Genomic DNA, 14330 nt, shown 5'->3' on the forward strand with positions numbered 1-14330 from the left:
CTCCCGCCATTCCGCAACCATGACGAGAATCGTTCGAAAGATGCTCATGCCCCCCAGAAGCGGCAGGACGGCATAGAGGTACCACTCCGGAATCTCGAGTATCGTCGTTGTGGCATACGGATCCCGGAATTTCCATAAGGTCATCTCCCCTCCCAGCCACATCAGCAGGCCGCCAAAGAATATCATCGCCAGATGACCGAAAACCGACAGGGGTTTCCTGGAGAACCGCAAGAGCTGGGGGACCGCGTCGATGCGGATCATCGAGCGCTGGCGGATAGCGGCGCTGGCGCCGATATAGGTAGTGAAGTAGATGACGGCTCTGACCACCTCATCCGACCAGGGAAGACTCTGGGAGGTCATCTTGCGCATGATGATATTGACGAAGGCGACGACCAGGGCGACGGTGACGGCGAGGAAAAGGGACCAATCCTCGACGAATTCGATGCCTTTGTCGATTGTCTTGACGGTTTTCTTCAGCATGAAACCTCCTGGGAACTCAGCCGTTCCTTAAATGAAAAGAGATCCTCAAAGACGGGCCGCTTCAGTTTCAAGGGTGCGAACCATGTTGACGAGGCGTGGCCCGATATCGTCTTCAAGCATGTGCCGGCGAAGGAAAAAAGAGGGGGCCGCACAGTTGAAGGACAGGAGTCGGGAGCCGGCGATGGGCAACATCGGCACTCCGACGGCATTGACATCTTTGCGCCAATCACCGATTGAGAAGCAGAATCCCCGATCGTGATAGTCCTTGAGCGCCTGCTCGATTCCCGCCTTGTATCTGGGCCATTCCGACGGATCCTGCTTGCGGAGACGGTCCATCAGGCATTCCCGGTCTTTTTCGGGAAGTCCGCATAACAAAGCCCTCCCCATGGAAGTCGTGGCAATGGCAATATGCGTTCCCACTTCCATATGCAGGGAGATAGTGGCTTCGGTGCTGTGGCATCCTTTCAGGTAGACGATGCCCAGGCGGTCGCGAGCGCCAACGCCCACAGCCGTATGTGAATAGTCGGCCAGGTCCTGCATCAGGGGACGGGCTATTTTCAGGATGTCCATGTTGGAAAGGAGCGAATATCCCAGCGACAGCACAGCTGTGCCCAATTGATATTTCCCGAGTTTTTCCGAGTAGTGAAGATATCCCAGGCGGGTCAGTGTATGGGTCAGGCGGGATACCGTCGGTTTGGGAAGGCTTGTCCGCCTGGCGATCTCCTGGTTGCCCAGGAGCCGGTCCCCGGGTTCAAAGCAGCGCAATACTTCCAGCCCCCGGGCCAGGGCGGTAATAAATTGACGATCCTTTGCACTTTCTTCGGGTTCAACGCCGAGATACAGATCACTTGCGGGCTGTCCGGTTTTGGAAGGCATCTGGTTATAAACCCTTTTGGGATTCATCGAGCTTTGCGGGCACGCTTGTTACCTGACGAAGATGGTGCCAGGGGCCAAATGAATTGTGGGAAAGCGTCAAAAAAGTACTAAAATGCGATAGCTGGATTTGGAAGGAGTCGGCAGCTTCCATGATTTGATTAACATCTAACCAGAAGGAGATAAGAGTGTCAAGGAAATATAACGCCGTTATTAAAAAATTATTCCGCAGTGCGAAAACGAAAACGCTTCCGTTGGGAGATTCGTGGGCGCCTTAAGTTAAAATAAATCAGGTATAAATGCGTCCATCTACGTAAGTGTCCGAAATGGATAGAATAAAATAGATGAGACTGGTTTCGAGGTTTAATGCGATGATAATTAGAACAAGGTTTTTTTTGACCGGCTTCGGTGGGTTATGCGAAACCATATTTCGCACAGCAAAATATCTCCTGGTTGGTGCAGTTGGTATTAACATTGTTTGAAGGCATCCTGTTCCGGCCCGCCAGGGCAATATCTGCTTGACAGATTACGGGTAAAATGGTACCAGATTACTAAAACTATAAACACAATCTGGGAATCCACATTTTAAATAACCATTGGGAGAACTGACCATGCGCGAAGTTTTTATCTGTGATGCCGTTCGCACTCCGATCGGAAGCTATGGCGGGATTTTATCCGGTGTTCGGACCGATGATCTGGCCGCCCATCCCATAAAGGCTCTGATGAGGCGCAACCCTTCCGTGGACTGGGGACGGGTTGATGAAGTGATGTACGGTTGCGCCAATCAGGCCGGAGAGGACAACCGCAATGTCGCAAGAATGGCAGGTTTGCTGGCAGGGCTGCCTGTAGAGGTGCCCGCGGGGACCTTCAATCGTCTGTGTGGCTCGGGCATGGATGCGGTTGGCTGCGCCGCCCGAACCATCAAGGTCGGAGAGGCGGAGCTGATCATCGCCGGTGGCGTGGAAAGCATGTCCCGCGCCCCTTACGTGATGAGCAAGAGTGCCACGCCTTTCGCCCGCAATGTCGAGTTTTTCGATACCACGATCGGATGGCGTTTTGTTAACCGACTCCTCAAGGACCAGTACGGGATCGATTCGATGCCCGAGACAGCTGAGAACGTGGCGGAGCAGTTCGGTGTCGCGCGGGAAGATCAGGATGCGTTTGCTCTGCGCAGCCAGCAACGGACAGCCCGGGCAGTTGCCGCCGGCGTTTTCAAGGAGGAAATCACGCCGGTGGTGATTCCTCAGCGCAAGCAGGACGACCTCGTGCTGGACGCCGACGAACATCCACGGCCGGATACCACCCTTGAAAAGCTGGCCAACCTGAAGGCGCTGTTTCGGGCCAACGGTACAGTGACGGCAGGCAATGCCTCGGGAGTCAACGACGGTGCATGCGCCTTGTTGCTTGCATCGGAGCAGGCGGCCGGTCAGTACGGTTTAGAGCCAAAGGCTCGAATCGTCGCCATGTCCACCGCCGGAGTGGAGCCCCGCATCATGGGGATGGGCCCGGTGCCGGCCACCCGCAAGGTCCTGGATATAGCCGGATTGAGCCTGAAGCAGATGGACGTCATCGAGTTGAATGAAGCCTTTGCCGCCCAGGGTCTCGCCGTGATGCGGGAGCTGGGCCTGGCCGACGATGCGCCGCAGGTGAATCCCAACGGCGGGGCCATCGCCCTGGGGCATCCGCTGGGGATGAGCGGGGCGCGCCTGGTGGCCACTGCGACGTACCAGCTGCGGCGGACCGGGGGCCGCTACGCCCTCTGCACGATGTGCATCGGGGTGGGGCAGGGGATTGCCCTGATCATCGAGCGCGTCTGACCCGGCTCGCGGAAGCAGGCCGGAATCTCGGCCCGAGTGAGCGCCGAGGAAGGGAAACCGGATGGCAGAGGCAGAAACGATGAGACCGTATCAGGGATTCGAACAGGGACCGATCAGGCCGCCGAGTGAGGCCTACAGCCTGCTTCTTCGCATCACGCGGAATTGCCCGTGGAACCGGTGTACGTTCTGCTCTGTTTACAAAAAGAGAACGTTCTCTCTTCGCCCGGTAGAGGAGATCATTCGGGATATCGACGCCGTTCACCGGTTTGTAAACGAATTGCAGGCGCCGGGCAGATCCACCGGATCATGGGGAAAACATTTCGTTGCGGATCTTCACTCCAAAGACCAGCAGGCCTTTTTTGCGGCGAAGAGCTGGCTTGAAAGCGGGATGGAATCTATTTTTCTCCAGGATGCCGACAGCCTGGCGATGAAGCCGGAAGATCTGATCACCGTACTCAGGCATGTGAAGGCGCGCTTTCCCATGGCCGCGCGAATCACCTCGTATGCCCGCTCGGCAACCATCGCCCGCATCAGCGACGAAAATCTGAAGGAAATGGCCGACGCCGGACTCAACAGGATTCATATCGGCCTGGAGACCGCTTCCGACAAAATCCTGAAAATGATCCGGAAGGGGGTCACCAAAGAGATCCAGATCAAGGCGGGCGTAAAAGCCAGGAATGCCGGCATGGAAGTCTCCGAATACGTCCTGACCGGCATCGGAGGGAGCGAGTTCTGGCACGACCATGCGGTCGAAACGGCGGACGCCTTGAACCGGATCAATCCCGACTTCATCCGGTTCCGGACCTTGCGCATCTCGGACAGCCTCAAGCTTTTTGAAAACGCGGACGACACGAGTTGGAAAAGGGCTCCCGGTCTGGTTCAGGCCAAAGAAATCCGTTTGTTGATCGAAAAGCTCTCCGGTATCTCCAGCCGGATCAAAAGCGACCATATGTTCAACCTTTTTCAGGAAATCGACGGGACCTTGCCGCAGGACAAGGAAAGGCTGCTGTCCGTTCCGCAGAAGTTTATCGATATGGACCCGGAACACCGGATGCTCTTCCAGATCGGAAAGATGTACCGATATTTCTGGCAGTTGAGTGATATGCAGATCCCCGGGCGTCTTGCGCAGGTCGAAGAGATCTGCCGTCGTCTCGAAGTCACCCCTGAAAACGTCGATGAGAAAATCAACGGGATGATTCAGGAAGGGATGAGGACGGGGGTGTCTTTGTAAAGCCCTGACCGGGAGAATCCATCCTGTGGTGCGCGGAGGGTTTCGAGCGCAGTCCACCCCGGATTGTTAACCTGTTGAAAAAAGAGCGTCGCGACTTCCATCAGATGGGAGCGCGGCGCTTTTGCTTTCGTAGCGCAGTTGATCATGTACCTTGCCAAAAGTTGATCATGTACCTTGCCAAAAGCTTTTTGGAGAAGTACTCTGCGATTCATGACAGCAAATCGGCACGCCACGGTTTTGAACTATCTTCGGGACCATCAGGTTGCGACCCTGGGCACCTGTACCGATCAGGCTCCCCGGGCAGCTGCGGTCTTCTATGTCAACGATGGTTTTACCCTATTTTTTCTCTCATCGCCAACTACACAACACTGTCTGAATCTGGCGAAAAACTCTCGGGTGGCCGTGACCATCCAGGAGGACTACGCCGACTGGCTGGAGATCAAGGGCGTCCAGATCGAAGGGGTCGCCCACGAGATCTCGGGGGAAGAGGAGGAGAAGGCCCGCCGCTTGTATGGAAAGAAGTTCCCCGTGGTCGGGAAACTGGCCCAGGCGCCTGCGGCCATCGTCAAGGCTCTGGCCAGGGTGCGCTGGTACAAGATCGTTCCTCACAGTCTCTTTTTCATTGATAACTCGGTCGGCTTGGGTCATCGCGATGAGATCGACTTGTCGCCTGCGGAAAAAAGCTCACCCTAATCGCTTGACGAAACTTCCAGAGTCCGGCAGAGCAGAGGGGCAGTGGGCTCGCTTTTTGTCAAAGTACGCGGCGGCCTTTTTGGGGATGGCGCGCTCCTGTTTGAGCTGAGCCAGATCTCGCTTGACCCGAAACTCCTCCGACTAGCCGACATCGGAACCTCTCACATTTTTTATTATCTGATAAAAGATCAAGGTCCTTTGCCTCATTTTTAGAAAATAATGAAATCGGCTGGAAAATCGACCTTAACCCTTTCTTGCATGTACTTTCTCTTCGCGAATAATCCCAAAAGATCAACATGTTCTGCTCCCTAGCCATCTGTTTTATCTGCTTCCTGCCATAATCACGCCTACTGTATCCCTCATACAGAAAATAACATTATTTGAAAATTATGTATGCTGGCCTGTCCCTTGTAAGAACCTTGATTTACATCTTTTTTTGTGCTGATCAAGGTCTTGGCATTGGGGATATAATTCCAATGATTAAAAAGTAATAACACCGTTTGGCATATGGCGTGCTTTTGTGTGAGCTCAAATGCATTTGCCTCGGTAGCAATACATATTTACGTTCTAAGTCCGCAAGGAGAAACGACAGCCGTTTTATTTAAAGCAAATCGATGGGCGAAAGGTTGGCCATTTCCGGCACCCTGGATCGCCCATGCACTAAAGGTAAAAACAAGGTGCTTTCCCCGGGAGTGCGTAATGACAATGACATCTGCTTGTGCCTGGTGCAGAACCAATTTCGATGGAACTGGAGTTGCGGAAACCCATGGCGTCTGCGTTGGTTGTGCAAAGAAGCTGCTTCTGAATGCGGCGAAGGATTCGCCCGACATATTGTCATCCATCCTTCAGATTTGGCCTGAGATTCTTGCACCGGCGACTCCGACCACAACTTGAGTGAAGTGCATAACCAGATAATCTTTTATTGCTAGATTCAGATATGGATTAAATATAGAGGAGAAACGTAATGGAACAAGATAAGTCTTTATCTAACTTAAAAATATTGGATTTTACTGGAGAAGTAGGGCCTTATGCATCAAAGCTTTACGCCAATCTAGGCGCTGAAGTTATACATATTGAACCAATTAACGGAGATACGTTGAGACATGTTGGTCCATTTTATAAAAATAAGCCTGGAAGCAATAGTAGTCTGCAATATATTTATTACAATTCAGGCAAAAGAGGAATGGTTTTAGATCTCAAAAAAGAAAAAGGGAAAGAAGTTTTTATCGAAATGTGCAAAAGCGCAAATATATTATTTGAAAGCTTCATTCCTGGTTATTTAGAAGATTTAGGCCTCTCTTTTGACTATTTAAGCTCAGTAAATCCCGGATTGGTACAAACCTCCATTACACCTTTTGGTCACTTAGGGCCATATCGCAATTATCCTGGATCCGATTTGACCTGTTCAGCACTTGGAGGTTTTTTGTACCTGGCAGGAATTGAGAACGACAAGCCGGTAAGGGCCTGTGACAATCAGGCCTATAGGATGGCCGAAGTCTATGCAGCCGTTGGGAGCGCAGTTGCAACTCTTTTCGCCCAACGAACGGGCATAGGTCAGTTTGTTGATGTGTCCTGTATGGAGGCTGTCGGCATGGCCCTCGAGACCGCGGCTCAATGCTGGGACCTTGAGGGGACGTTAAGAAGGGGCAGGGGCAAGGAAGCGGGTACGGCGACGATTCATCCCTGCAAAGACGGGTATGTCGCTCTCGTAGCAATCATGGGCAGGAACAAGGTCATGTGGGATCCGTTCGTCCAATGGATGAAGGACGAGGGCGTGGAAGAATGGGAGCTTTTTGGCAACGACAACTGGATTCAGCCGGGCTATCGGGAATCGAAAGAAGCGTATGAGCTGTTTTGCCGCATCTTCGAACGCTTCAGCATGAAGCACACCAAGCAGTATCTCTACGATGCAGGGCAGGCTCACCGGGTCGCCATCAGTCCCGTCAGCGACGGCAAAGATCTTCTTGAGAACCCACAGCTCAATTATCACGAATTCTGGAAGCGTCTGTATCACGATCCTATCCAGGCGGAAGTGGTCTGTCCCGGACCTCCATATGTCTTTGGCAACCTGGAATGGCGGTTGGGCGCGGCCCCCTCATTTGGTCAGCACACCGCCGAGGTGTTGGGCGAATGCGGATTCAGTAAAGCCGAGATCGATGCGCTTGATAAAGAGGGAGTGGTTTATGTTGCAAAATCTTAGGAAGGCCCTCGAGGGAATAGTCGTTTGTGACTTCTCCTGGGTGGGAGCGGGGCCGATCGCGACGAATGTTCTCGGTCAGTGCGGCGCGGAGGTTATCAAGATCGAGAGTAAAAGCCGGCCGGATCTTCTGCGGACGGGCGGTCCCTTCAAGGATGGGATCGGCGAGGGGCTGGAGCGCAGCGGCTATTTCGCAAACCGCAATCCCAACAAAAAAGGGATTGCTCTCGACATGAGCCATCCCAAGGCCCGTGCTGTCGCGGTGCGTCTGATACGCAAGAGTGACATCGTCATCAACAATTTCCGTGTGGGCCAGATGGAGAAATGGAAACTGGGGTGGGAAGACGTCAGGGAAATTAATCCACGGATCATTTACGTCACCATGAGCCTGCAGGGAGAGACCGGACCACAGAAGAGCTATATGGGCTTCGGAGTCAATCTGAACGCGCTGTGCGGGCTGACCGACCGGGCCTGTTTTCCTGGCGAGAGGCCATTCGGTACCGGTACGAACTACACGGACCATGTGATGGCGCCCAGTCACACGCTGTTCGGCATCATGGCCGCGCTGCTCGATCGTGAGCGGACGGGGAAGGGGCAGACGGTGGCCATTTCCCAGCTGAAATCCGCCATCAGCATGGCACCCACCAGTGCAATGGCCTATGCGGCAAACGGCGATACCCTGGGACCCGCTGGATTCAGCGATCCGGATGCGGCGCCGCACGGGATATACACGACTCTGGGATACAGGAGATGGATTGCCATCGCGGTCTTTATTGAAACAGAGTGGGTCGCGTTGAAAAAGGTGATGGGATATCCCGAATGGGCCGAGAAGCCAAGATTTGCTTCTCTCAAGGGCCGAAAGGAGAATGAGGTTGAGCTCAACAGCCGTATCGAAGAATGGACACAAGGGCTCTATGCCGAGCACCTCATGAAAGAGCTGATTCAAAATGGCGTGAAGGCGGGGGTTGTCAATGATGCCAGGGGAGCCATCGAGGATGAGCATCTGAGGCAGCGGGGCTTCTGGTCTTACCTCGACCATCCGGTTATGGGCAGCACACTGTACAACCGGGCGCCGATCCGCTTTTCAAAAACCCCGCTACGCATGGAAGCTGCTGCTCCTTTGTTGGGCCAGCATACCCTGGAGGTGCTCACGGGGATGCTCGATTATACGGAAGCGGAAGTGAACACGCTTATTGAAGAAAATGTGCTGGTGTGAAGGCCCATCAGTATTGGAGCCATCTCAATAAATAACTCCCAGGAGAAAGAAAATGGATTTCAGTATCCCTGAAGAATACATGATGCTCAAAGATGCGATGAAAGAATTCGTCAAGAGAGAATTGATGCCCCTTGAGAAACCCTTGCTGGAACGCGAACTCTCTCTCTGGACAAAGCCGGGCCACCTGATCCCGGAAGAGGATCATAAGCGGCTGATGCAGAAGACCAAGGACCTGGGGTTCTGGGGCCTGGAGGTGGATGAGCAGTTCGGTGGCCAGGGGCTGGGGATGCTCGCCAAAACCCTGGTGGTGGAGGAGATCTCCAAGAGCCTGGTCGGCTTCTCCAATCACGGCTTCACCCTTCCCCCCGATGCCCCCAACCTCTACTACCTGCACGAGTGCTGCGGCCCCCGGCAGCGGGAGAAGTACTTCATACCTTACTGCAACGGCGAGATCGACTCCGCCATGGCCTGCACGGAGCCGGGGGCCGGATCGGACGTCAGCGGCCTCAAGACCCGGGCCGTGAAGAAGGGGAGCAAGTGGGTCATTAATGGTACCAAGACCTTCATCAGCAAGTGCGACTACGACAAGGTCTTCTTCATCGTCATCGCGGTCACCGACCCCGCGGCCACCACCAAGGACCGGTTCACGGCATTTCTCATCGACCGGGAGCATCCGGGGGTGCGGGTGGGGAAGGAGATCCCGGTCATCGGGCCAATGCCGACCTGGGACCTGATCCTGGAGGATGTGGAGGTGGACGACGACGCTATCCTCGGTGAGGTCGGCAAGGCCTTCATTCCACTGCAGAACCGCTTCGGGGTGCGCCGGATCGAGCTGGCATCGAGCTGCACCGGCATGGCGGAGCGGCTGATCCAGATGATGATCGATCAGGCCAACAACCGCTTCACCTTCGGCCAGCCGCTGGCCGATCGGGGGACCATCCAGAACTGGATCGCCGATTCGACCATGGAGCTGGAATCGGTTCGCTGGATGCTCTACTACGCTGCCTGGAAATCGGACCAGGGGCACAAGGACCTGCGCATCGAGGGGGCCAGCGTCAAGGTCGCTGCTACGGAGATGCTGAGCCGGGTAGCCGATCGGGCGATCCAGATCCATGGCGGCCTCGGCGTCTCCCATGAGCTGGGGATCGAATACGTGGCGCGGCATGTGCGGATCTGGCGCATAGTGGAAGGCCCTTCCGAGATCCATCGGTGGCTCATCGCCCGGCAGCTCTTGAAGGAGAAAAAACCATATAACCCGTTCATTGTCGCCCAAGAGGAAGAGTAGGGCGGTCAGGGGACGTTGGATTCATGCCTACGAACGATTGCGAGGAGGATACGATGGGAGTCGATTTTGTTCAGGAAGGCAATGTTGCCTACATCACATTGAACCGCCCGGAGGCGATGAACTCGCTGGACCCGGAGGCCACGGTGCGCCTTGCGGAGATCTGGGCCGAGGTGAAGGCCAACCCGGATATCCGCGTCTCGGTTCTGACGGGCGCCGGTGAAAAGGCTTTCTGCACAGGGACGGACATGAAAAAGACCCCGGTCCCCGACGAGTGCATGGCCGCCCTTTACTACAAGGAGGGGCAGCCGATCGTTCCGCACATGCAGATGTGGAAGCCGATCATCGCCTGCGTCAACGGCTACGCCGTGGGCGGCGGCCTCGAGATGGCCCTCGCCTGTGATCTGATGATCTGCAGCACAACTGCAAAGTTTGGACTGACCGAGACCAAGGTCGCCAGCCTTGCCGGACTCAACGGCACCCAGTGCCTCCCCCGGGCGATACCCAAGGCCGTGGCCATGAAGATGCTGCTGACAGGGGAACTCATCGACGCCCAGGAGGCGCACCGCATCGGCCTGGTCAGCGATGTGGTGGAGCCGGATAAGCTCATGGCTCTGGCCAGAAGTTATGCCGAGAAAATCGCCGGCAACGCTCCGTTGAGCGTCATGGCAGCCAAGCAGGCCGTTGTCATGGGGATGGACATGCCTTTGCGTCACGCCATCGACTTTTCCTATCTGCTGTGGGGCGCTCTGCGGGATACGGAGGATCGAAAAGAGGGTTTCAAGGCGTTTGCCGAGAAAAGGCCCCCCCAGTATGAAGGCAGGTAAAAACCTTCATTCCCTCTGGAAGGACCGGTCCGCACCGGTCCACCGGAAGGGGAGAGTGTTTTTGACACGAAGCCAAACTATCGTCTGAAGGAGCAAGCATATGCATATAGTCGTCTTGGCAAAGGTGGTGCCTGATTATGAGGTTCCGTCGGCAGACTTCGAGCTGGTCGGGAATCGAGCACATCCCCGGTATGCCAGAATGATCGGACTTTACGATGAAAATGCCGTCGAACTGGGCGTTCAGCTGAAGGAGAAACATGCTGCCGGGTTAACGATAGTCTCGTATGGCCTCCATGAAGATGTCCAGTTCCTCAGGAAAGCCATCGCCATGGGCGCTGACAAGATTGTCCTTGTGGAGGGGACCTCGGATGACCCCTATGTCATTGCCGCAAACTTGAAAGAGGCCATCGACAAACAGGGCGAGGTCGATCTCGTTCTGGCGGGCCGCCAGTCCTCCGATATGGACCGGGGTGTCGTTCCAGGCCTCTTGGCTGGAATGCTCGATTACCCATTTGTACCACAGGCCTGTAGCGTTGAGAGTGTCGCCGACGGCTGGAAGGTCGCCCAGATCACGGAAACCGGAAAGCGTCTGATGAAGCTGAGCGGCAAAGGCGTCCTCTCGATCACCAGCGTCCCGGAAAACGTCCCCAGGATTCCGGCGGTCAAGGCCATTTTCGCCGCTAAGAAAAAGCCGGTGGAGAAGCTGCCGGAGATCGGAGCCAGACCAATGGGAGTATCCGAGATATCGGTAAGCATTCCCAAGATCGAATCGGTTTGCGAGCTTATCCCGGCCGAGGACATGGACGAAGCCGCCCGTACGTTGTTCAGAAGGCTCAAGGAGGAACGGTATCTATGAAAACACTGATCGTTGAAACGGCAAATCCCAAGATTCTGGGGGAACTGGTCAGCGTAAGCAGGATATTTGGCGAGACACCGGATATTGTCGTTCTGGGGCTCGGGGATCTTCCCGGCAGCTACGGAGAGGCGTACCGGATCTCCGATACCCTGGGGGCGAATGCGGGGGCGGCCCTCTCAGAGCTCATAAGGCAGAAGGGCTACGAATTGATTCTGCTGAGCGCCACGGCCGTCGGGTCGGGGATTGCTGGCCCGCTGGCCGTACGGCTTGGGGCCCCCATTCTCTCTGAAGTGACCGGCGTCACTGATGATCTGACCATCGAAAGGGCTCTCTATGGCTCCAAGGCCGTCGCCCGCTACAAGATGGAGTCGGGGCCGCTGGTTCTGACCATCAAGCGCAAATATTTCGAAGCAACAGTGCTGGAAGGGAAGGCAGAGACTGTAGATCTCCCCGTCGGTCCCCAGAAGCTTGAATTGCTGGAGGAGATCGAAGAGGAACACAGAGGAATTCCCCTTGAAGATGCCGAGGTCATCGTAACCGGTGGCAGAGGCATCGGCGGCGGGGATAATTTCGCCACACTCAACGACATGGCGGCACTGTTGAACGGGGCCGTCGGGGCGACCCGTGGCGCGGTCGATGAAGGATGGATGCCGCCTGGGGCGCAGATTGGCCAGACCGGAAAGATCGTGGCGCCCAGCGTCTACTTCGCCGTCGGCGCCTCCGGCGCAAGCCAGCATCTGGCGGGCATCTCCAACGCCAAGTGTGTCGTTGCTATCAACAAGGACAACGAGGCGAACATCTTCAAGCGAGCTCGGTTTGGCATCGTGGGCGACTACAAAAAGGCGGTACCCGCTCTGATCAATATCCTTAAGGAGAGCGTCTGAGATGGAACGGGTCCCCTATTGGAACATCAGCTTCGGCCTGCTGATCGATCTCCTTTCCATACCGGCGATGGCAATTTTTGTATACGGGCTCTACCGCCATTGGAAGCGCATAAAGCAAGGGAGGTCGAGAATCAGGCTGGGTATTCCGGTTAGCGCTTTGAAAATCGGGCCGCTCTACGTCCGGTCCTTCCTGGCCAACGGCATAGTGGGCACCCGCATCTACAAGAAGCTGTTTACGGGGATTGCTCACGGGTGCCTTCTCTGGGGAATGATCATCCTCACCATAGGAACCACCCTGGTCTTCCTGAATGTGCTGTTCGGCCTCCCCGTTTTCAAGGGGGACTTCAACCGCTGGTTCATGGGCGCAACCCTCGATGCTGCCGGGGTGGCGGCGTTGGTCGGAGTGCTGTTTCTGTTGATGAGAAGGGTTTTCCCACCTGAGAGACTGACCATTTTCAAATCCAACTCCGCCTTTATCACGATAGAGGTTGTAATAGCCGTCATAATTGTCACCGGGTTCCTGGTCGAGGGAGTGCGGATCGCCCAAACCGGCCCAGACCCCGGCTCATTTGTTGGGAACGCACTGGCTCTGCTGCTGGTCAACGTCGCACTCCCGGAAATTCATCGATACCTGTGGTGGATTCATGGCCTGATCGCCATCTCCTTAATCGCCTATATTCCCTATTCCCCCCTTGTGCATCTGGTCCTCGCCCCCATTAATGCCGGCCTTGATACGCCGGTGCCTGGACCCAAGATGGGGGTCATTGATTTCGAAGCCTTTGAAGGAGAGGGCGAGGAGGTTCCGAGTTTGGGGCTGAGCAGGCTGGCCGATTTCCAGTGGAAAAACCTGCTCGATGCTTCCACTTGTCTGCAATGCGGCAGGTGTCACGAGGTCTGTCCCGCCGCGCAGACGGGAAAAAGCCTCTCCCCCAAGGGCGTCATGGTCACTCTGTCCGAGTATCTGGAGCAGGGAAAGATGGAAGACGATTCGGTGCTAGAAGCTATATCAACCGATGCCATCTACAGCTGTACCACCTGCGCTGCCTGTATGGAGGCCTGTCCCGTCTCTGTGAACCAGCCCAACGCCATTCTCGGCATGCGTCAACACCTGCTCATGGAACGCTCGGAAATACCCGACATCATGGGGCAGGCGCACCGGAGCCTGGAGGCCAGGCATCACCCTTTCATCGGAACCGGCTTCGGGCCCAACGACTGGCGCAAAGGGCTGGAGGTTCCCATCTTCGAAAAGGGCAAAACCGAATATCTCCTCTGGATCGGGTGTTCGGTGGCCTACGAGGAGCGGACGCAGAAGATCACCCGAGCGATGGTCCATATCCTGAAAACCGCGGGGGTCTCCTTTGGCATTCTTGAAGAGAACCGCTGCACGGGCGACCCCGCCAAGCAGATGGGGAATGAATTCCTCTTTACCGAAATCGCCGGACAGAACATCGAGGAATTCAATGAACTGGGGGTTTCCTCTGTCATCACCATGTGCCCCCATTGTTTCAACAGCTTTACCCGGCACTATCCCCTGCTTGGGGCAAAATTCGCCGTCATTCCCCATGCCGTCTTCATCCGCGACCTGATCGATAAGGGCGCCATACGATTGTCCAAAGGGACAGAGACCATCTGCTACCATGACCCGTGTTACCTGGGCAGGCATAACAAAGTGCTCTCCGAACCCCGGCAGATCGTCGACGCGGTGGGACAACTTGTCGAAATGCCGAGAAGCGGAAACGAGAGTTTCTGTTGCGGCGGCGGCGGTGGCAATTACTGGACCGAGGAGGAAGGGACGCGGATTAACCAGACAAGAGCCCTGGAGGCATTGGATACAGAAGCAGACACGATCGCGACGGCTTGCCCCTTCTGCATGCTGATGCTGACGGATGGCCTGAAAAAGCATACCGAAGAACAGAAAGTCAAAGACATCGCGGAGTTGGTGAGCAGTCGGATGGAAGTGTGAACAGAATCATT

Annotated in this window: 12 protein-coding genes; 10 read left to right on the top strand and 2 right to left on the bottom strand. The window is 55.4% G+C overall.

What is annotated here, in order from left to right:
• A partial coding sequence (locus tag DTF_RS0115930) for a TRAP transporter small permease (protein ID WP_027716126.1) occupies positions 1-480 on the bottom strand: 480 nt, incomplete at its 3' end.
• 45 nt (positions 481-525) lie between these two features.
• Positions 526-1356, bottom strand: coding sequence for an IclR family transcriptional regulator (locus DTF_RS0115935; RefSeq protein ID WP_051361395.1), 831 nt, complete (start codon positions 1354-1356; stop codon positions 526-528).
• A gap of 608 nt (positions 1357-1964) precedes the next feature.
• Here DTF_RS0115935 and pcaF point away from each other — a divergent pair.
• The 10 genes from pcaF (at position 1965) to DTF_RS0115985 (ending at position 14319) form a co-directional block, all read left to right on the top strand.
• Positions 1965-3170, top strand: a complete 1206-nt coding sequence (gene pcaF / locus DTF_RS0115940; RefSeq protein WP_027716128.1) for a 3-oxoadipyl-CoA thiolase — start codon at positions 1965-1967, stop codon at positions 3168-3170.
• A gap of 388 nt (positions 3171-3558) precedes the next feature.
• The gene (locus DTF_RS0115945; RefSeq protein ID WP_369798624.1) at positions 3559-4401 is read left to right on the top strand and encodes a radical SAM protein; all 843 of its coding nucleotides are present in this window, start codon (positions 3559-3561) and stop codon (positions 4399-4401) included.
• Positions 4402-4611: 210 nt separating this feature from the next.
• On the top strand, positions 4612-5094 hold the full coding sequence (locus DTF_RS0115950) for a pyridoxamine 5'-phosphate oxidase family protein (protein ID WP_027716130.1): 483 nt from the start codon (positions 4612-4614) through the stop codon (positions 5092-5094).
• A 964-nt stretch (positions 5095-6058) separates the two neighbouring features.
• A complete protein-coding gene (locus DTF_RS0115955; protein WP_027716131.1) occupies positions 6059-7294 on the top strand; it encodes a CaiB/BaiF CoA-transferase family protein in 1236 nt (411 codons plus the stop codon).
• The gene (locus DTF_RS0115960; RefSeq protein ID WP_027716132.1) at positions 7278-8507 is read left to right on the top strand and encodes a CaiB/BaiF CoA-transferase family protein; all 1230 of its coding nucleotides are present in this window, start codon (positions 7278-7280) and stop codon (positions 8505-8507) included. The genes DTF_RS0115955 and DTF_RS0115960 overlap by 17 nt, the downstream gene beginning before the upstream one ends.
• A 52-nt stretch (positions 8508-8559) precedes the next feature.
• Complete coding sequence (locus DTF_RS0115965) at positions 8560-9792, top strand: acyl-CoA dehydrogenase family protein (protein WP_027716133.1); 1233 nt, start codon at positions 8560-8562, stop codon at positions 9790-9792.
• A gap of 53 nt (positions 9793-9845) precedes the next feature.
• The gene (locus DTF_RS0115970) at positions 9846-10616 is read left to right on the top strand and encodes an enoyl-CoA hydratase-related protein (RefSeq protein WP_027716134.1); all 771 of its coding nucleotides are present in this window, start codon (positions 9846-9848) and stop codon (positions 10614-10616) included.
• 100 nt (positions 10617-10716) lie between these two features.
• Positions 10717-11472 (top strand): electron transfer flavoprotein subunit beta/FixA family protein, encoded by a 756-nt coding sequence (locus DTF_RS0115975; RefSeq protein WP_027716135.1) that lies wholly within the window; start codon positions 10717-10719, stop codon positions 11470-11472.
• Entirely contained in the window at positions 11469-12356 is an 888-nt protein-coding gene (locus tag DTF_RS0115980) for an electron transfer flavoprotein subunit alpha/FixB family protein (RefSeq protein WP_027716136.1), read from the top strand. Before DTF_RS0115975 ends, DTF_RS0115980 begins: the two co-directional genes overlap by 4 nt.
• Before the next feature lies 1 nt (position 12357).
• Positions 12358-14319: a (Fe-S)-binding protein gene (locus DTF_RS0115985; RefSeq protein WP_027716137.1), complete on the top strand. Its 1962-nt coding sequence runs from the start codon at positions 12358-12360 to the stop codon at positions 14317-14319.
• Positions 14320-14330 lie beyond the last annotated feature (11 nt).

It is taken from the genome of Desulfuromonas sp. TF, from assembly GCF_000472285.1.
Lineage (GTDB): Bacteria > Desulfobacterota > Desulfuromonadia > Desulfuromonadales > ATBO01 > ATBO01.

Bases quoted from the DNA above. Each gene is read 5' to 3' on its own strand.
- DTF_RS0115965 (WP_027716133.1), top strand. From the start codon at position 8,560: ATGGATTTCAGTATCCCTGAAGAATACATGATGCTCAAAGATGCGATG.
- DTF_RS0115975 (WP_027716135.1), top strand. From the start codon at position 10,717: ATGCATATAGTCGTCTTGGCAAAGGTGGTGCCTGATTATGAGGTTCCG.
- pcaF (WP_027716128.1), top strand. From the start codon at position 1,965: ATGCGCGAAGTTTTTATCTGTGATGCCGTTCGCACTCCGATCGGAAGC.
- DTF_RS0115945 (WP_369798624.1), top strand. From the start codon at position 3,559: ATGGAATCTATTTTTCTCCAGGATGCCGACAGCCTGGCGATGAAGCCG.
- DTF_RS0115980 (WP_027716136.1), top strand. From the start codon at position 11,469: ATGAAAACACTGATCGTTGAAACGGCAAATCCCAAGATTCTGGGGGAA.
- DTF_RS0115960 (WP_027716132.1), top strand. From the start codon at position 7,278: ATGTTGCAAAATCTTAGGAAGGCCCTCGAGGGAATAGTCGTTTGTGAC.
- DTF_RS0115950 (WP_027716130.1), top strand. From the start codon at position 4,612: ATGACAGCAAATCGGCACGCCACGGTTTTGAACTATCTTCGGGACCAT.
- DTF_RS0115985 (WP_027716137.1), top strand. From the start codon at position 12,358: ATGGAACGGGTCCCCTATTGGAACATCAGCTTCGGCCTGCTGATCGAT.
- DTF_RS0115955 (WP_027716131.1), top strand. From the start codon at position 6,059: ATGGAACAAGATAAGTCTTTATCTAACTTAAAAATATTGGATTTTACT.
- DTF_RS0115970 (WP_027716134.1), top strand. From the start codon at position 9,846: ATGGGAGTCGATTTTGTTCAGGAAGGCAATGTTGCCTACATCACATTG.
- DTF_RS0115935 (WP_051361395.1), bottom strand. From the start codon at position 1,356: ATGCCTTCCAAAACCGGACAGCCCGCAAGTGATCTGTATCTCGGCGTT.